An 18,099-nucleotide genomic window follows, 5' to 3' on the forward strand; every position below is an offset into this window, starting at 1 on the left:
CGAGCGCATCACTGCGTGAGCGGGTTCGTCAGGTCGTAGACGGTGTCGGCCCCCACGGTCTGCGAGGCGAAGTTCGACCGCACCCACGCCGCGATCGTCGACGAGGCGTCGCTTCCGCCGTTCGACGTGCCGACCGATCCGCCGATGAAGTAGTGGATCCTGCCGGCGGCGACGTCGGCTTTGAACTCCGCCAGGGTGGGCGACGGGTCGCTCCCGTTGAAGCCTCCGATCGGCATCACCGAGTGCAGGGTCGCGAGCTGGAGCTTCGCGGCGTTGTCGGATCCGACAGTGGCTGCGACCCACGTGTACGTGTCTGCGTCGGCCAGGAGGAGTTTCGTCAACGCCGAGGAGACCGTCGAGGTGCCGCCGAAGATGCCGCCGGCGCCGCCGAAGCCCCCGGCGCCCCGACCGGTGAAGCCGCCGGTGGTGGGGCCGGTTCCTGCGCCCGTGCCTCCGGTCGCGCCGGGCGCGGTGCCGCCCGCGCCGCCGAACCCGCCCGGGGCAGTGCCGGTGCCGCCGCCGACAGTGCCGCGCTGGCCACCGAAGCCGCCGCCGTTGCCGCCACCGCCAGGACCGCCGCCGCCGAACCCGCCGCGCGACGAGGCCACCGCCGGGCCGGCCGACGGAATCGAGCCGGTGTGCGCCGTCGACGCCGTCTCGAGGGAGTAGGCGAGAGGGCCGAGGAGTCCGCCGACCAGCATGAGCACGAGAGTGCTGGCGGCAAGCGCGCGGCCACGCACCCGCGGTGGCGTCGGAGGCGCGATGCCGCCGGCCGGAGCCTGGCCCACCGGAGCCGGGTACTCCCCCGGTGCGGGCGCAGGCGTCGCGGCAGACGAGGCGCCTCCCGACCCGGAACCTGCCGACACCGCGACTTCGTCACGACGCCGCACGCCCGGCACCAGCAGCAGCACCGCGGCCGCGACGCACGCCGCGACCACCACGAACTTCAGCCACGGCAGCCAGTCCGTGGCGCGGGCGAGAAGCACGTACGACCAGGCCGCCGTGACGAGCATGGCGACGGCCAGCACGACACGGGGCCACCAGTGCGCGGTCCCGGCCTTCCAGAGGATCGAGCCGCCGATGGCGAGGGTCCCGGCGAGCGGTGCGGCTAGAGCGACCGTGTAGTACGGGTGGAAGATCCCCCCGGCGAAGCTGAACACCAGGCCGGTGACGACGAGCCACGACGAGAACAGCAGGAGCGTCGCGCGCCGGGCGTCGATGCGGTGGCGGCGCCCGACGGCCACGAAGGCGGCCACCATGACGATGAGCGCGGCGGGCAGCAGCCAGGTGATCTGGCCGCCGATCTCCGACCCGAAGAGGCGCGTGATGCCCGTGGCACCCCACGATCCGGCGCCCGCGGTGCCCGTGCCGCCGGTGACGCTGCCGGTCTCGTCGCCGGTGAGGCGGCCGAAGCCGTTGTAGCCGAAGGTCAGCTCCAGGAACGAGTTGGTCTGCGAGCCACCGAAGTAGGGGCGCGAGTCGGCCGGCCACAGGGAGACGATGGCTACCCACCAGCCGGCGCCGACCACGACACCGCCGAGTGCCGCCGCCAAGTGGCCGAGACGAGCCAGCCAGCGCTTCGGCGCGCAGAGGTAGTAGACCGCTGCGAGCTCGGGCAGGATCACGAACGCCTGCAGCTGCTTGGTCAGGAACCCGAAGCCGACGACGACGCCTGCCCAGACGACCCAGCGCAGCCGGCCCGACTCGATCCCGCGCAGCGTCAGGTAGACGGCGAGCGCCATGAGCAGCAGGAGCATCGCGTCGGGGTTGTTGAAGCGGAACATCATCACCGCTACCGGCGTGAGCATGAGCACGCCGCCCGCGATCAGGGCGGTCGCCGCTGAGAAGTGGCGCCGCACGATGACGTAGACCAGCAGGACGGTGGCGACGCCCATGAGCGCCTCGGGCAGGAGGATGCTCCACGACGACAGCCCGAAGAGCCGCACCGACAGCTCCATGATCCAGAGCGAGGCGGGCGGCTTGTCGACGGTGATCGAGTTCGCGGCGTCCGAGGAGCCGAAGAAGAACGCCTCCCAGTTCGAGGCGCCGGCCTGCACCGCCGCCGAGTAGAACGTGTTGGCGTAGCCCGAGATCGCCAGGTTCCAGATGTAGAGGAAGCCCGACGCCACGAGCAGACCCCAGAGGGCCGGCCGCTCCCAGCGCGGCGCGGTCGTCGGACCGAAGGCGAGCCAGCGGCCCGCGCGACGTGCGCGCGAGCCGGCGGGGGCGGATTCCGCGGTGGCGGACGGACGATGGAGAGTCGCCGTGCTCATGACTGGTTCGCTTTCGTCAGGATCTCGGTGGTCGGGGTGGTGATCGGCGCAGGATCATCGATGACTCTGCGGGGGCTGATCACCGGCGCGGGCCTCGCCTGCCGCCGGAACACCCACACCCGCAGCAGCACGAACCGCACGACGGTGGCGACGAGGTTCGCGACCGTCAGCACGACGAGCTCCACGTGCGCCGAGGCGTCGTGCGAGACCTGATGCAGGCCGAACAGCGACCCCGACGTGATCAGCCAGGCGATGCCGAACACGATGAGGCCCTGCGCCTGGTGCTTGACCGCACCGCCGCCGCGAACGCCGAAGGTGAAGCGCCGGTTCGCCGCCGTGTTCGCGATGGTCGTCACGAGCAGGGCCAGGAAGTTGGCGGCCTGCGCCGGGACGACGTGCTGGAAGAGGAGGTACAGCAGCGCGTACGCCGCCGTCGAGAGCGCGCCCACCACGCCGAAGCGCACCACCTGCCCGAAGAACGTGGGCTGCTGCGTCCGCTCGTACGGGTGCCGGCCGATCTCCTCGTAGATCGCCGCCACAGGGATCGTCCCGCGGGCGATGCCGCTCGCGACCCGCACCATGCCGCGCAGGTCGGCGCTGGCCGTCGCCACGATGTCGACGGACGACTGCGGGTCGTCGACCCAGTCGACGGGCACCTCGTGGATGCGCAGACCCGACCGCTCGGCGAGGATCAGCAGCTCGGTGTCGAAGAACCACCCCGTGTCCTCGACGAGCGGCAGCAGCCTCTGCGCCACGTCGCGGCGGATCGCCTTGAAGCCGCACTGCGCGTCGCTGAACGACACACCCATCGTGCGCCGCAGCAGCAGGTTGTAGGTGCGCGAGATGAACTCGCGCTTGCCGCCGCGGTTGACGCGCGACGAGCGGTCGAGCCGGGTGCCGATCGCGAGGTCGGAGTGCCCCGAGAGCAACGGGGCGACCAGCGGCCTCAACGCCGAGAGGTCGGTCGAGAGATCCTCGTCGACGTACACGAGCACGGTCGCGTCAGACTGCGACCAGACCTGCTTGAGGGCCCGGCCACGGCCCTTCTCGAGCAGGTGGACCGAGGTGACCCCCTCGAGTTCCTGCGCCAGTCGATCGGCGAGCGCGGGCGTCGCGTCGGTCGAGGCGTTGTCGGCGATCGTGATGCGCCAGGTCTCCGCCATCGAGCGCGAGAGGAAGGCGTGCAGCGCGGTGACGCTCTGCACGAGAGTCGCCTGCTCGTTGAAGACGGGCACGACGATGTCGAGGTCGAGAGGCTCGGAGAATTCGGGCATGCACCGAGAATGCGGAATGACTCAATGAGGCCGTCGCACGAACCCCAAGAGACGGCTATGAACCGGGAAGATGCCTGGCGACGGCCGTGAGCAGCTGCGGAACGGTGGGCACTCCGGCGGCGCGGAAGAGCTCCGTGCCGTCGTCATCGGTCAGCAGGATCGTCGGCGTCGCCTCGATGCCCCGAGCCTCAGCCTCGTCGGGGGAGAACGCGACGTCCTTCTCCGAGGCCTCGAGCGCAGGAACGAGCCCCACCGCCTCCGCAACAGCACCCCGCGCGGCATGGCACGCCCCGCAGAACGCCGACGTGTACAGCTCTAAACGCATGACGGGCCCAACTCCGTGGGCCCGTCAGGCATTCCGTTCAGTGCGTGGTCGGGTGGTCAGTTGGTGCTCTCGCGGCGGTCTTCGGGGTCTTCGACCGGGTCGCTGTCCTTCGCATCGAGCGCGTAGTGCACCTGGAGCTGCTCGCCGACCATCTTCGCCGAGGTCGCGGTGTACACGATCCCCGTCTCGGTGCCGTCGATCAGCACGAAGTCGGTGATCTCGTCGTCGTAGGTGCCGGTGGTCGAGACGCGCTTGTCGGTGCGCCCGTCGCTCGGGCCGCCCTCGAAGAACACGACGTATTCTGCGCCTTCGGCCACGGTGAGCTTGTTGTCAGTCATTCGTCATGTCTACCAGCCGGAGTCCAGCCCAGGTTCAGGATGCAGCAGGAAGGCCACCGGCCCCGCCTGGGAAGGTCGTCTCGACGTCGCTAGACTCGCGACATGGCTTCAAGCGACAGACTGGTCTGGATCGACTGCGAGATGACCGGGCTCGACCTCGGCGTCGACGAACTGGTCGAGGTGGCCGTCGTCATCACCGACTTCGACCTAGTACCGGTGCACCCGGGATTCGACATCGTCATCAGACCCGACCAGGCCGCCCTCGACAACATGGGCGAGTTCGTGACGAACATGCACACCTCGTCGGGCCTCATCACCGAGATCCCGAAAGGCAAGAGCCTCGCCGAAGCCGAGTACGAGGTGCTCAACTACATCCTCGAGTACGTGCCCGACGCCGGTACCGCGCCCATCGCGGGCAACACCATCGGCACCGACCGGACCTTCCTCGCGAAGTACATGCCGCGAGTCGACGGTCACCTGCACTACCGCAGCGTCGACGTCTCGTCCATCAAGGAGCTGGCCCGCCGCTGGTTCCCCCGCGTGTACTTCAACGCCCCCGCCAAGAACGGCGGACACCGCGCCCTCGCCGACATCCTCGAGTCGATCCGCGAGCTCGAGTACTACCGACTCGCGGGCTTCGTGGCCGAGCCGGGACCCTCCACGGAGGACGTCCAGGGCATCTCGAACGCGGTTGTGGCGAAATGGGCTCCGAGACTGTAATAGACTTTCGGAGTTGCTTCGTTCGAAGAGCTCTCGCCAGCTCGACGGGCGGAGCCGCATGGTGGGTATAGCTCAGCTGGTAGAGCGCCTGGTTGTGGTCTAGGAGGTCGCGGGTTCAAGCCCCGTTACTCACCCGAATGAGAAGGTCCTGTCCCGTAGGGACGGGACCTTTTTCGGTTTCCGTGCTTGTTTTGTTTTTCAGGCGCGAGCGCCTGCAAAACGCAACAGGGGCACGCATGTGGCTGCGGCTAAGTAGAATATCGGATTTGTGAGTGATATTCTTTCGAGTTGTGACTACAACTGCGCCCCGACGCGTCCGACTTGACATCCAGGGTCTCCGAGCCCTTGCCGTGGTCGGAGTCGTCGCCAACCACCTCACCGAGAAGCCCGTCGGCGGATTTCTCGGTGTGGACGTGTTCTTCGTCCTCTCGGGCTTCCTGATCACCTCGCTGCTGCTTCGCGAACACGAGAAGGCCGGCCGCATCTCGCTCGTCGACTTCTACCGGCGCCGGGTCAAGCGGATCCTGCCCCTGGCCGCTCTCGTCCTCATCGCGACGGTCGCCATCGCGCCTGGGCTGTTCAATGCGGCGCGGGCCGATTCCGTCGGCGTCGATGCCGTCTGGGCCGCGTTCTTCGCAGCCAACTGGCACTTCGCCGCCGTCGGCAGCGACTACTTCGCGGCGGCGGGGCCCGTCTCGCCCCTGCAGCACTACTGGTCGCTGTCCGTCGAAGAGCAGTTCTACGTCGTCTGGCCCGTGGTCATGATCGTCGCCGCCGCCGTGCTCGGCCGCGTGAGTCGTCGGGCACTCGTCACCGGACTGGCCATCGTCATGACCGTGATCGTGGTCGCCTCCTTCTGGTACGCGGTCCAGGCGACCCAGGCCACCCCTGCATCCGCCTACTTCTCGACTTTCACCCGCTCGTGGGAGCTCGGCGTCGGCGCACTGATCGCGCTGCTCCACGGGGTGGTACCCCGGGGGTTCGCACGGCGGATACCTCGGCAGCTGGTCGGTGCGGCCTCGTGGCTGGGCCTCGCAGGGATCATCGCCTCGTTCCTGCTGGTCACGGAAGACGCCGGCGTGCCGGGCCCCTGGTCCGCGACGGCGGTGGGAGCGACGGCGCTGGTCATCGTGGCTGGCAGCCGAAGCGATGCCCCCGTGCCGGTCGTCCTCGCCAACCCCGTCGCCCGCTATCTCGGCGACATCTCGTACTCGCTCTACCTCTGGCACTTCCCCGTGTTCATCTTCGCGGCGACGCTGCTCGGCGCAGGCACGGCAGCGACCGTCGTCACCTCGATCGCTGTGGCCCTCGTGCTCAGTGTCGGGTCGCACCACCTGGTCGAGAAGCCGGTGATGACGTCGCCGTGGCTGCAGCCCTCGCGGTCTCGGTCGGCGCAGAAGGCACGGTGGGCGGCATGGCGGGCTAGCACCGGGAGGACAGCCAAGCCCGTCGGCCTGAGCCTTCTGGCCCTGGCGACGTGCGCGCTCATAGGTGTTGCCGCCGTTGCACCCCGCGCGACCGACGAAGCGCCTGTCGTCCCGCTCGCCCAGTCAGAACCGACGACGGCAGGAACGTCGGCACCGTCGACCACACCGGCCGTCGACGCGATCCAGGCGCAGATCCGCACCGCCCTCGCCGCCACCTCGTGGCCCGTGCTCGACCCCACGATCGACAGCATTCTCGACGGCACCCGCGCGGGCACGAGCCTCGCGCGGTGCGGTGCCGACGACGACACCCGCCTGCCGATGTCGGAATGCACCTGGGGCTCCGAGGGTGCCGGGACCACTGTCGCGCTCGTCGGCGACTCGGTCGCCATGCGCTACCTCGACACGCTCGTCGACATTGCCGAGAAGCCGTCGACCGACTGGCAGCTCACCGCCTTGGCACGCTTTGGCTGCTCGTTCGTCGACATCTCCCTCGCCGACGAAGCCGGCCGGACTGCCGAGTGCGACCGGCACAACCGGACCGTGGCGGCGTCCCTCGCCGAGACGAGGCCTGACATCGTGATCGTCGCGAACACGTGGGTCGAGCGGGTTCACTCCGACACGGACGCCGAGGTGACGTCGGCCGAATGGGCAGCTGGCACCGCATCCTTCGCCAGCGCTATCGCTGAAGCGGGCTCGAGGGTCGTCGCGCTGACGCCGCCGCCGGCGGGTGCCAACCTCCAGGAGTGCTACACGCCACGCAGCGCTCCGCAGTCGTGCATCACGCGAACTTCCGAGGCCTGGCTGACGGCCGCCGCCGCCACGCGCTCCGCATTCGATGGAATCAGCGGAGCTGTCGTCGACTCTCGACCGCTGTTCTGTCTCCAGAACGTGTGCCCGGCCTTTATCGGAACGACGCCGGTGAAAGACGACGCCGTTCACATGACGCCCGCCTACGCGCACGTCATCGCCGGCGCCCTGCTCGAACTCCTGCTCGAAGCCGATGTTCCGACCGGGCGTACGGCTTCTCCGTGACAGAGTGACGTCATGCACGACATCAGCGCGGACGAGTTCGAGCGGCTCGTCGTCGACGAGCTCGACCAGCTGCCCGATGACATGGTCGACGGGCTCGAGAACGTCGCGTTCGTGACGGAGGACCGCCCCGAAGACGGCTCGCTCGACCTGCTCGGCCTCTACGACGGGGTCAGCCTGACCGAGCGGGGCCAGTACGGCTTCGGAGAGCTGCCCGACCGCATCATCCTGTACCGCGAGCCGCACCTGGCCGCGGTCGACGACATCGAGGGACTGAAAGACGAGATCCACGTGACCCTCGTTCACGAGATCGGCCACTTCTACGGATTCGACGACGCCAAGCTCCACGAGCTGGGCTGGGCCTGACCCCGGCAAGTCGATCATCCGATGACGACGTAGTTGAAGTCGGCCGAGCCGCGCGCTTGGAGGGCGGAGCTCAGGCAGACGTCGAAGAACGACTTCGACGCTTGAACGTAGACACCGCGCGGACCACCCGATGACGTCGCCGGTGTCACCATCACTGTCGGGCGCCGCTCGAACGGCTCGGCGAAGGTCACCCGCACCTGACCGGCCTTCGCCGGTGACGCCCCTGCAGTCACCGAGATTCGGCCCGCCGTGTCGGTTCCGGCCACCGTGGGCGCGGTTGTCGGCTTGCCCAGACCGGCGAGGGCCGCCGCGGTCGGCGATACCTCGGGTGTGGCTGGCGTCGAGAGATGCCCGCTGATCGTCGTTCGTCCCGCGAACGAGGCATCGCCGCCCACCGAGAGGCCAGCCGGCCACGCCCATGCGAAGCCGGATCCGGTCGCGCGGTGGTCAAGAAGCGGCACGGAGCCGCCCCAGTTCTGAATGCGGCAGGTCGGGTCGACGAGAAACCGAGACCCGTAGGTCGCGCCGAGCTCGACGCCAGCCTTCGTGAAACGGCCCAGGCGGGTGCCCGCGAGCGAGAAGTCGTCGCCGCGGGTGAGCTTGACGAGGACGGGGCTCGGTCCGCTCGCCTGCGCGGGATCGACGCCCAGGAGAGCGCCGCCGATCACTCGGATGCCGCCCCAGAGCTCGATGCTGCGCGCAGCACGCTGGTCGTGGACCACCAGTGGCCCGGGACCGCCGTAGATGATCGGCGCGACCAGCTCGACCTGGCGGACATTGCCGATGCGGACGACACCGGCCGGATCCACTCCCTTCTGCAGCGCCTCGACGTGCAGAGCGATGAGCCGCACGAATTCGACGAAGTAGTCGGACGAGGTGCCGTAGCCCAGGTCGAGCGCGGGCCCGGGGCTGCCCTCGATCGTCAGGTTCACGCACGTGATCGTGTTCGAGTTGGTACCCGTCTTGGGCGACTTGAAGACGACCGCGGCCGCCGAGGCGGAGCCGCTGTTGTTGACGAAGACGTCAGTCCAGAGGTTGTTGTTGACCCGCTCGACCTGGAGTGCGGTGCCCGCGACTCCCGAGAGCTGGAGCCGCTCGAAGCGCGATTCGAACCCGTTGTCGACGCGGATCAGCGGGGCGGCCGAGCCGTTCCCCTGGAGGCCGAGGTTCTCGAGAGTGATGCCGTTGCCGTTCACGATCATCATGGGCTGGGTCGAGGCGGCCCGGTGCTTCAGGTTGACGCCGCCCGACGTGCTCGCGCCGTAGCGGCTGACATCGGCGCCCAGCCCCTGGATCTTCACGAGGCTCGGAACGGTCACGGATTCGATGAGGTAGTCGCCGGCTGGGACGACGACGCGCCCTCGCACCACCGCGGCCGCGGCGATAGCGGCGGCGAAGGCTTTCGTGCAGTCGGTCTTGCCGTCGGGCTTGGCTCCGTGCTCGGTCACGTCGACGGAGACCCGGGGCGAGGTCTCCGGATCGGCGGCTGCGACGGCCGGCCCTGCGGACGAGAGGCTGCCGACGACGGCGCCGGCCGCGGCCAGGCCGCCCGCTGCGAGGAAGCCGCGTCGGCTGTCGGACGGGGTGGGTGAGGGCATGAGTTGAACCATATCAGTACTATATGCCTCATGCTTTCATCACCTGTGGACAAATTCTGTGGCATGCCGCCGACCTGCGGCATCCTCTCGTCGAGAGAGTCCACGACGACCCCGACGGGAGGAGCCCGATGACAGCCCCGACCGTCCTTCGCGCCGACATCCAGGGCCTGCGGGCCGTCGCCGTCGGCGCGGTCGTCCTCGATCACACCGTGGCCTGGCCGTCCGGCGGGTTCCTCGGCGTCGACGTGTTCTTCGTCATCTCGGGCTTCCTGATCACAGGCCTGCTGATCCGCGAGGCTGAGCGATCGGGGCGGATCGACTTCCGCGCGTTCTACGTCCGTCGAGTGAAGCGGATCCTGCCGCTGGCCGTCGTCGTCCTCGCGGCGACTGTCGTCGCCGCCCGCCTCACAGTGAATGCGGCGCGCGCCGGCCAGATCGGTGTCGACGCGCTCTGGGCCGCCGCCTTCGGCGCTAACGTGCGCTTCGAGCGAGCCGGGACCGACTACTTCCAGTCGCAGGGACCGGTCTCCCCTCTCCAGCACTTCTGGTCGCTCTCGGTCGAGGAGCAGTTCTACTTCGTCTGGCCGGCCGTCATCGCGGTGGTGCTCGTGGCTACCAGGAGGGCGTCCGACCGCGCTCGTCGCCTCGCGCTGGGCGGGGTCCTCGGGGCAGGCGTGGCCGCTTCGTTCGTCGTGGCGGTGGTCGTGACGGCCGCCAACCCGACGAGCGCGTACTTCTCGACGGCGACTCGCTCCTGGGAGCTCGGGGCGGGCGCGCTCCTCGCCGTGATGGCGCCGACTCTCGCGGGCCTGCCCGGGGCGGCTCGCACGGTACTGTGCTGGAGCGGCCTGGCCGGAATCGGGGCGAGCCTGTTCCTCCTCGACGACTCCTTCCCCCTGCCGGGACCGTGGGCGCTGGCGCCGGTGCTCGCTACGGCGGCGGTGATTGCGTCCGGAACGGGCTCGACCGGCAGCAGCCAGCCGTGGTGCCCGCTCCTGTCCAATCCGCTTGCTCAGCGACTGGGCACGCTGTCCTACGCGCTCTACCTGTGGCACTTCCCGGTCGTGATCCTCGGAGCCACGCTCCTGCCCGACGCTCCGTGGGCCCCCGCAGTGCTGATCGCGTTCAGCGTGGTTCTCTCCGCGGCCTCGCACGCCCTGATCGAAATGCCCGCGCTCCGATCGCCGTGGCCGACGACGGGGCTGTCTCCCGAGCGGCGGCGCAGGCGGTGGTCGGCGTGGCGGGCCGAGGTCGGGCCGGGCGTCCGCCGTGCCGGGCTGGGCGTGCTCGTCGGTGCGACGACGCTCGGCCTCGCAGCTGCGCTGCTGCCTGGCGAGTCCCCGGTGGCGCCCGTCCTCCCGCCCGCGGCGGCGGCGGCCGGGGCGGTGACGCCGAACCCGTCGGCGACGGCTGACGCGGCGGCCGAGGCGACAGCCGGCCCCGCGGTCGCCGCCCTCCAGACGGAGATCCGCGCGGCTCTCGCCGCGAATTCCTGGCCCGCGCTCGACCCCAGCCTCGACTCGGTTCTCGACGGCAGCCGGGAAGGCAGCGATGTGCTGCGCTGCGGCGAGGCCGACGAGCGCAGGATCCCCCAGGAGGAGTGCACGTGGGGCGCGGCCGATGCCGAGTCGACTGCGGTGCTCGTGGGCGACTCCACGGCGATGCACTACCTCGACTCCCTCGTCGGCGTCGCGACCTCCGAGAACAGCGGGCTGCGGCTGCAGAACCGGGCCATGTTCGCGTGCCCCTTCGTCGCCGTACCCATCCGGAACGACACGGCCGGGATCCTGGCGAGGTGCGCGCAGCACAATTCCGAGACGGTCGAGTTCCTGCGTCAGTCGAAGCCAGATCTCGTCATCGTGACCAACTCGTACCAGGAGCTGACCGACGACGACACCGGCGCACCCGTCACGGCGGAGCGCTGGTCGGGCGGGCTGGCCGAGCACCTCGGCGCGATCCCGGACGAGTCGAAGATCGCCCTTCTGGCTCCGCCGCCCGACGAAGCCGACATCGTGGCGTGCTACACGCCGCGGAGCACCCCCGCCAACTGCCTGACTCGCACCCAGAAGACGTGGTTCACTCGGTTCGACTCCGACTCCACCGTGATCGAGAAGCGCACGGGTGTCGTCGTCGACCCCCGGCCGATGCTGTGCGCGTCCGACCTCTGCCCCGCGTTCATCGGCACGGCGCCGGTGAAGGAGGATCGCGTGCACCTGACCACGGCGTTCGCGAAGAAGATCGTGCCGGCGGTCGACGAGTTGCTCCGTGAGGCGGGAGCGCTGCCGGCGAAAAAGGGGAGCTAGCCGATGACCTCGACGTCGGCCAGGCTCCGGGGGTGGTTGCGGCGCAGGTGGTCGTCCTCCTGGGCCGCCCAGATGGTCCACCACTCGGTCCGGGCGTACGCGTCGCCGTCCGATCGCGCCAGCACGCGGGCGAAGCGCTCGTCGTCAGGCAGCTCGACCCAGACCCGAAGGGTCGCCAGGGCCGCGGACGCCGGGGTGATCGCCCCGGCACCCTCGACGACGATCGGCAGCAGCGGATCGAGCGCGCGCCAGTCGGTCGCCGTGCCGGCGTCCCAGTCCCAGCGACGGTGGCCCGGCCCCTCCGGGGCGAGGATCGTCTCCGATACGGCGCGCGAGGCGGCGTCCAGTCCGCGCCATCCCGGGTACACGTCGTCGAGCTCCACCAGCTGGCAGCCGTCGACGAGCGGAGCGAGAGCCCGGGCGAGTGTCGTCTTGCCCGAGCCCGAGCGGCCGTCGATGAGCACCACCGGCCTCGAGGCCGACTCGAGGGCGCGGCGGGCGAGCTCATCGACGACACCCGGCGCGGTCAGGTCAGCCAACGACGATCTCCCAGGTGCCCGCGCCGACAGCGCAGACGACGGCCACAGCCGCGATCAGGGCTGCTGTCGCGACGAGCGTCCACTCCGGCCGGCCGAAGGTCGAGGGCCGGGCCCAGGTCCGCTCGATGTCCGAGCCGAACCCCCGGGCCTCCATCGCTGTGGCGAGCTTGCTGCCGCGTCGCACCGACAGGACGAGCAGGGCGAAGGCCATACCTGCCCCGCGGCGGATGCGGCCGATGAGACCGCCGACGTCGGCAACGCCGCGCGCGCGGCGAGCCAGCCCGAGCTGGCGCCAGTCGTCCTGGAACAGCCCCACCAGTCGGATGCCGGCGAGCGCCCCGAGCACGAACCGGCTGGGCAGCCGCAGAACCTGCGCGAGGCCGTCGGCGAGATCGGTCGGGTCGGTCGTGGCGAAGAGCACGATGCCGGGGATTCCGATGGCGAGGATGCGCAGTCCGATGGCCAGGCCGAGGGCGACGGAGCCCTGGGTGACGGTGATGAAGCCCGACGTCAGGAGCGTCGCGCCGGAATCCCGGCCGTAGAGGCAGGTCGTGATGAAGGCGAGGGGCGCGGCGATCCACAGCGGGGCCGTACGGCGGAGCAGCTGCCCGGGCGTCAGGCCGGACCATGCGAGCAGCCCGGCTTCGAGCACGAGCGCGACGCCGGCCGACACCCAGTCGATCGACAGCAGCAGCGTGAGGCTGAGCACGACGGCAGCGAGCAGCTTCGCGACCGGGTTGACGCGGCCGATGGCCCGCTGGGTGGCGATGGTCGCGAGCACGGTCATGCCGACGCCCCGATCGACGCCGAGACGCGCGAGACGGCGTGGGCGGAGGCGCCCCCGAGCTCGAGCACCTCGTCAGCGAGCGCGTCGACGAACTCGGCGTCGTGCGTGACGGCGACGATGCCGCTGCCGGTGTCGAGCAGCTCGGCGCACAGCGCGACTAGCTCGCGCCAGGTTCGGGCATCCTGCCCGAAGGTCGGCTCGTCGAGCACGACGATCCGCGGTCTCGTCGCAAGGACGGTGGCGACCGACAGCCGGCGCTTCTCGCCCCCCGACAGCGTGAACGGGTTGGCCTCGGCCAGGTGGTCGAGCCTCAGGCGGTGGAGGAGCTCGTCGGTGCGGTCGGCGATGTCGCGCGGCGCGAGGCGGAGGGCCCGTGGTCCGGTCGCCAGTTCCTGCCGCAGCGTCGACGCCAAGAACTGGTGCTCGGGATCCTGGAAGACGGTGCCGATGCGCGTCAGCAACTCGCGCGACTTCCAGTCGATGGGGTGGTCGGAAGCCCCGAGGCTGAGGGGTCCGGAGGCGCGGAGCCGGCCGCCGACGGGCGGCAGGAGCCCGGCCGCAGTGAGGGCGAGCGTCGACTTGCCGACGCCGTTCGGGCCGGTGACCGCGAGGGCGCGCCCCGACGAGACCGTCGCGGTGATGCCGTCGGCGACGGCGACGCGAGGTCGACGGCCGACCGACAGGCGGTCGATCTCGAGCAGCGGAGACGACGGCGACGGCACTCGTGCCGGGAAGGCGGGAGCGACGCCGGGCACCCAGACGCCCGACTCGGCGAGCTCGGCACCGCGGGCGGCGAGTACCACGTCGGGAGTGCCGTCGGCGACGACTCCCCCGCCGGGTGCGAGCACGACGACCCGGTCGACGACGGGCAGCCAGACCGACACGCGGTGCTCGACGACCACCAGGGTGGCTCCCGTCTGCGCGACGACCCGGGCGACGGCGTCGCGCACCTCCGTGACTCCGGCGGGATCCAGATTGGCCGTCGGCTCATCGAGCAGCAGGAGGCCCGGCTGCATGGCGAGGGCTCCGGCGAGCGCGAGCCGCTGCTTCTGGCCGCCCGAGAGCTCCGACGTCGAGCGATCGAGCGGCAGATCGAGCCCGACGGCATCGAGGGCCGAGCGCACCCGACGCCAGATCTCGTCGCGCGGCACCCCGAGGTTCTCGGGCCCGAACGCCACGTCGTCGCCGACACGCGCGAGGATCACCTGCGAGTCCGGGTCCTGCAGCACGAGCCCGGCGCGCCCGCGTTGCGAGGCGGCTGACGCGCCGTCGAGAGTCAGCGAGCCCGTCTCGTCGCCCTCGTCGTCACCGCCGAGCACGCCCGCCAGCCCGGCGAGCAGGGTCGACTTCCCCGCGCCCGACGCGCCCAGCAGCAGCACGCGCTCCCCCGGTTCGATCACGAGGTCGAGATCCCGGACCGCAGGAACTCGCCTGCCCGCATGCCGCCACGACCAGCCGCGCGCTTCGACCCTGGAGCCCCCGCCCCCGCCTGCGGAGGCCACCGGTCAGACCAGCTTCTTCGCCGACCGCCCGGACGCGAATCGCGACAGGGCGCCCGAGGCGGCGAGGCCGCGGACGGCGAGCCACGACAGGAGGCCGGCGAGCACGACGCCCGAGACGACGGCCGAGACGATGTAGACGACCTTGAACTCGGCGGCGAGCGCGGCGACGCTCGAGAAGTTGGTGTCGAGCAGGCCGGTCACGAGTCCCGCTCCAGCACCGGCCAGGAGGGCGGTGCCGAGACGCCACGACTTGTACAGGAACAGCGCGAGGACGAGCTCGGCTCCGAGGCCCTCCAGGATGCCCCAGATGAGCGTCGAGAATCCCCACTGGGTGCCGACGAGCATCGAGACCACGGCGGCGACGATCTCGGTGTAGAGCGCCGCGCCGGGCTTCCGGATGACGAGCCCGCCGAGCACGCCGGCGAACAGCCAGCCGCCTGCGAGCAGACCGTCGAGCCCGGGCGAGAAGGCCAGGACGCCGCTGAGCGGAGTCCAGGCGAGGCCCCACGCCCAGAAGATGACGCCGGAGGCGACTCCGAGGACGCTGGCGACGACGATGTCGACGACCCGCCACCGACGAGTGGGCTTCGTGGTCGTGGCAGTGGACGCCTCGCGAGTGCGTGCAGAAACAGACATGGTCAGATCTCCTCCCTGCGCCGGCATGATCCGGATCAGGTTCGACGGTCGAAGCGTGGATCGCTTCCTCTCAGCCCGGCTCACCGGACTCCCGTGTGTTGTGGCGCCCACTCTAGCGCGGCTCGCCACCCCGTGGTTCCTGGGATCGAATTTGAATGTAAGGTTCTGTACACATAACCCGAAACCGACCAGGAGAATCGAATGAATCGTCCCGCTACCGTTTTCGTCGCGGTATGTGCCGCCGCCCTCTGCGTAGCCGCCGCGTCCCCCGTCGTTGCCGATCCGAGCCCGCACTCCTCTGCGCCGTCGGCTGTCTCGACGCAGTCGATCGAAGGCGTGATGGTCAGGGGCCTCCCCAGCATGAGATCGCTGGCGCAGCTCGAGAACCATGTAGCCGCGAATTCGACGCAGATCACGGTGGACGCCCGCACCGGCGACCTTCTCGAAGTGGACGCCTCGGCTGCCCCCGGCGGATCGGCACCCGGGAATTTCGGGCAGATCTACTGATCCGGGAGGGTCGGCGGGGGCTGGTCGGCGTGGGCGCGTCCCCGGCGACGCGCCGAGACCGACGAGCACCCGCCGAAGCGACCGGGCCGGCGCGCGCCAGGCCCGGCCGGCGCGCGCCGAGCCGCACGGCGGCCATGGGGCGTCCACCTTGCTGTGTTAGCAATGGAGGATGAAGTCGGGGAGGGTGACGCGCGGTCTCGCCCTGCTCGCTGTCCTCGGCGTGGCGGTCCTGGTGCTCGTGTCGGTCGAGACCGGCTCCGACACTCGGCAGACCGCCGGCCACGCGCCGGGGCTTCCCGCGGGCCTGGCGATCGCGGGCCCGGCCACGCCCGACTTCCCGATGCCCGGCTCAGGCGGCCGCAAGGCGGGCGACGTCACGGCCGCGGGGCCGGAGGGCGAGCCCACCGCGTCGACGACGGCTCCCCCGGCGGCATCGCGCGACCGCCAGAGCGACCGGTCGCAGGTGGCGACGGGCGGCGGATCGAGCAGCATCGCGGCGGGAGACGCAGGCCCGGCCGGCGATGCGCTGACCGTCAACCCGTACAGCTTCCGCCTCGGCCTGATCACCGGCACGGTGGTCGAGCCCGACGCCCGCAACTGGGCGGCACGCTCGGTCGCGGACGGCCCGCTGCTGCTCTTTCTGCCCGCGACCGGCCACATCCCGAACGACTACCGCAGGTTCTTGACGACGGCGGCCGAGGCCGGCTACCACGTGCTCGGGCTCGACTACTTCAATCGCGGCAAGTCGGTCGCCACCACCTGCGGCGTCGACGCCCGGTGCTACACGATGGTGCAGCAGAACCGCTTCAACGGCAGCGCCCCCAACCACTTCAGCAAGATCGGCGCCGCCAACTCGGTGCTCGCGCGCCTCCGCGCGTCCCTCGCGTACCTGCAGAAGGCCGACCCGAACGGCGGCTGGGGCCAGTACAGCGACGACGGCTTGATCAAGTGGAAGAGCATCGTCGTCGCCGGCCACTCCCAGGGGGGCGGCGAGTCGGCGTACATCGCCCACCGTCACGACGTGAAGGGCCAGCTGACGTTCGCCTCTCCGATCATCACCGACGCCGACGCCAAGGCGTCGTGGCTCGACACCCGGAGCGCGACCCCTGCCAGCCGCATGTACGGGTTCGACTCGTGGGGCGACACGTTCTACGGGCGAATCCTGAATTCCTGGCAGGAACTCGGCCTCGCCGGGCCCGTGGTCCGCTCGAGGGTGCCCGTCCCCGCCGCTTCCGATACCGGCGTGCACCGCCTCGTGACCACGCTCTACCTCGGCGACGGCCGCCTCTCGCACCTGCGGACCATCACCGACTCGACCCCGCTCGACGCCGACGGCACGCCCGTGTTCGAGCCGGTCTGGAAGTGGATGCTCGCGCGGCTGTACGTCGACCCGCAGAGCCCCGCGGCGGTCGAGGAGAAGGCCGAGAAGGCCGACTCCCTCGCGAAGTGATGCCGCGTCAGGCCGGTTGCAGTTCCAGCTGTCCGTCCGCCCTCAGCCAGTCGAGCCCCTCCTGAATCGCCTGCAGCGACGTGTAGCGGGGTGCGTAGCCGAGCAGCAGCCGCGCCTTCTCGATCGAGACCGAGTGGCTCCGCCCGATGTGCTCGTGGCTCGCGTCGGCGTGCTCGGCCGTCGTCGTCGCGCGGAAGTCGCGGAACGGCAGGAAGGTGAGGTTCGGCTCGACGCCGTACCACCGGGCGATGCCGGTCGCGACGCCGCGGAGGGTCATCGCTCGCTCCGAGACGACGTGGAACGACTCCCCGGTCGGCTGCCGCTCAGCCGCGAGCTGGAACGCCTGAGCGACGTCGTCGGCGTGGACGTGGTGGACGGTCTCGAGGCCGAAGTTCGGGATCGCTACCTCGCGGCCAGCGGCGAGGTCGTTCCAGACACCGAGGTCGAGATTGCCCTGCGCGTTGATCATCGGCCAGCCCGGCCCGGTGATGTGACCCGGGTGCAGGACGGTCGAGCGGAGACCGCCCGGTCTGCGCGCCTCGGCGAGGAGGAGCTTCTCGATCGCGGCCTTGCCGACGCCGTAGGACCCGTAGGGCGTCCGCTCGGCGTCTTCGGTGATCGGGACCTCGAGGCTCGGCCCGTGCACCCAGATCGTTCCGCAGTGCACCAGGAACGCGCCGGTGCCGCGAAGGGCGTCGACCAGCTGCTGGGCCGACTCGGGCGTGAAGCAGACCATGTCGATGACGACGTCGGCACCCAGGTTGCGGATGGCGGTGGCGAAGCCGGGGTCGGCCTCGCGGTCGAGGACGATGCGCTCGACGCGGTTCCACGCCGGGTCCGACCGGTAGGGGGCGCTGACGCCCCGGCTGACGGCCACGACGTCGTGCCCGGCGAGCACCAGCCTCGGCACGAGATAGCCCCCGACGTGCCCCGTTGCTCCGATGACGACGATCTTCATGCCAGCTCCTTCGCGTGCGCCGCAAGCACGTCGCGACGGATGCGACGCGCGGGTGTCGCGGTCCGGA

The 18,099-nt window shown here is 70.5% G+C and carries 16 protein-coding genes, 1 tRNA gene and 1 riboswitch; of the genes, 7 read left to right on the forward strand and 10 right to left on the reverse strand.

Going from position 1 to position 18,099, the window contains the following annotated elements:
- Window positions 1-8 precede the first annotated feature (8 nt).
- The 4 genes from EDF46_RS09780 to EDF46_RS09795 are packed head-to-tail and all read right to left on the reverse strand — an operon-like array spanning window position 9 to window position 4,210.
- On the reverse strand, window positions 9-2,273 hold the full coding sequence (locus EDF46_RS09780; protein ID WP_123506105.1) for a glycosyltransferase family 39 protein: 2,265 nt from the start codon (window positions 2,271-2,273) through the stop codon (window positions 9-11).
- Window positions 2,270-3,547 carry a bifunctional glycosyltransferase family 2/GtrA family protein gene (locus EDF46_RS09785; RefSeq protein ID WP_123506106.1) on the reverse strand — a complete coding sequence of 426 codons (1,278 nt, stop codon included), beginning with the start codon at window positions 3,545-3,547 and terminating at the stop codon, window positions 2,270-2,272. Before EDF46_RS09785 ends, EDF46_RS09780 begins: the two co-directional genes overlap by 4 nt.
- Before the next feature lie 55 nt (window positions 3,548-3,602).
- Window positions 3,603-3,872, reverse strand: a complete 270-nt coding sequence (locus EDF46_RS09790; protein ID WP_123506107.1) for a thioredoxin — start codon at window positions 3,870-3,872, stop codon at window positions 3,603-3,605.
- Window positions 3,873-3,928: 56 nt separating this feature from the next.
- Window positions 3,929-4,210 (reverse strand): oligoribonuclease, encoded by a 282-nt coding sequence (locus tag EDF46_RS09795; RefSeq protein ID WP_123506108.1) that lies wholly within the window; start codon window positions 4,208-4,210, stop codon window positions 3,929-3,931.
- Window positions 4,211-4,312: 102 nt separating this feature from the next.
- On the opposite strand from EDF46_RS09795, the gene orn reads away from it, so the two are divergent.
- The 4 genes from orn (at window position 4,313) to EDF46_RS09815 (ending at window position 7,752) form a co-directional block, all read left to right on the forward strand.
- Window positions 4,313-4,930, forward strand: a complete 618-nt coding sequence (gene orn / locus EDF46_RS09800; RefSeq protein WP_123506109.1) for an oligoribonuclease — start codon at window positions 4,313-4,315, stop codon at window positions 4,928-4,930.
- A gap of 61 nt (window positions 4,931-4,991) precedes the next feature.
- A tRNA-His gene (locus tag EDF46_RS09805) sits at window positions 4,992-5,064 on the forward strand.
- Window positions 5,065-5,220: 156 nt separating this feature from the next.
- Window positions 5,221-7,389 carry an acyltransferase family protein gene (locus tag EDF46_RS09810; protein WP_158614204.1) on the forward strand — a complete coding sequence of 723 codons (2,169 nt, stop codon included), beginning with the start codon at window positions 5,221-5,223 and terminating at the stop codon, window positions 7,387-7,389.
- 12 nt (window positions 7,390-7,401) lie between these two features.
- Window positions 7,402-7,752 (forward strand): metallopeptidase family protein, encoded by a 351-nt coding sequence (locus EDF46_RS09815; protein WP_123506111.1) that lies wholly within the window; start codon window positions 7,402-7,404, stop codon window positions 7,750-7,752.
- 14 nt (window positions 7,753-7,766) lie between these two features.
- On the opposite strand, the gene EDF46_RS09820 is transcribed toward EDF46_RS09815, so the two are convergent.
- Window positions 7,767-9,350, reverse strand: a complete 1,584-nt coding sequence (locus tag EDF46_RS09820; RefSeq protein ID WP_158614205.1) for a glycosyl hydrolase family 28-related protein — start codon at window positions 9,348-9,350, stop codon at window positions 7,767-7,769.
- 128 nt (window positions 9,351-9,478) lie between these two features.
- On the opposite strand from EDF46_RS09820, the gene EDF46_RS09825 reads away from it, so the two are divergent.
- On the forward strand, window positions 9,479-11,653 hold the full coding sequence (locus EDF46_RS09825) for an acyltransferase family protein (protein ID WP_158614206.1): 2,175 nt from the start codon (window positions 9,479-9,481) through the stop codon (window positions 11,651-11,653).
- On the opposite strand, the gene EDF46_RS09830 is transcribed toward EDF46_RS09825, so the two are convergent.
- From EDF46_RS09830 to EDF46_RS09845, 4 genes are all read right to left on the reverse strand, one after another.
- Window positions 11,650-12,192, reverse strand: a complete 543-nt coding sequence (locus EDF46_RS09830; RefSeq protein ID WP_233579977.1) for a hypothetical protein — start codon at window positions 12,190-12,192, stop codon at window positions 11,650-11,652. The two genes, EDF46_RS09825 and EDF46_RS09830, sit on opposite strands and share 4 nt — an antisense overlap.
- The gene (locus EDF46_RS09835) at window positions 12,185-12,979 is read right to left on the reverse strand and encodes an energy-coupling factor transporter transmembrane protein EcfT (RefSeq protein WP_123506114.1); all 795 of its coding nucleotides are present in this window, start codon (window positions 12,977-12,979) and stop codon (window positions 12,185-12,187) included. The genes EDF46_RS09830 and EDF46_RS09835 overlap by 8 nt, the downstream gene beginning before the upstream one ends.
- Complete coding sequence (locus EDF46_RS09840; RefSeq protein WP_123506115.1) at window positions 12,976-14,481, reverse strand: ABC transporter ATP-binding protein; 1,506 nt, start codon at window positions 14,479-14,481, stop codon at window positions 12,976-12,978. Before EDF46_RS09840 ends, EDF46_RS09835 begins: the two co-directional genes overlap by 4 nt.
- A gap of 3 nt (window positions 14,482-14,484) precedes the next feature.
- Window positions 14,485-15,117 carry an ECF transporter S component gene (locus EDF46_RS09845; RefSeq protein WP_123506518.1) on the reverse strand — a complete coding sequence of 211 codons (633 nt, stop codon included), beginning with the start codon at window positions 15,115-15,117 and terminating at the stop codon, window positions 14,485-14,487.
- A riboswitch (TPP riboswitch) is annotated at window positions 15,112-15,222 on the reverse strand. Its footprint overlaps the gene before it by 6 nt.
- 96 nt (window positions 15,223-15,318) lie before the next feature.
- On the opposite strand from EDF46_RS09845, the gene EDF46_RS18010 reads away from it, so the two are divergent.
- Both EDF46_RS18010 and EDF46_RS09850 read left to right on the forward strand, forming a co-directional pair.
- On the forward strand, window positions 15,319-15,624 hold the full coding sequence (locus tag EDF46_RS18010; protein WP_148061188.1) for a hypothetical protein: 306 nt from the start codon (window positions 15,319-15,321) through the stop codon (window positions 15,622-15,624).
- A 169-nt stretch (window positions 15,625-15,793) separates the two neighbouring features.
- Window positions 15,794-17,074, forward strand: a complete 1,281-nt coding sequence (locus tag EDF46_RS09850) for a hypothetical protein (protein ID WP_148061189.1) — start codon at window positions 15,794-15,796, stop codon at window positions 17,072-17,074.
- A gap of 7 nt (window positions 17,075-17,081) precedes the next feature.
- On the opposite strand, the gene EDF46_RS09855 is transcribed toward EDF46_RS09850, so the two are convergent.
- A complete protein-coding gene (locus tag EDF46_RS09855) occupies window positions 17,082-18,032 on the reverse strand; it encodes an NAD(P)-dependent oxidoreductase (protein WP_123506117.1) in 951 nt (316 codons plus the stop codon).
- Between the last annotated feature and the right edge of the window lie 67 nt (window positions 18,033-18,099).

Origin of the sequence: Frondihabitans sp. PhB188, assembly GCF_003752365.1 — a bacterium.
In the GTDB taxonomy this organism is placed as follows: Bacteria; Actinomycetota; Actinomycetes; order Actinomycetales; family Microbacteriaceae; genus Frondihabitans.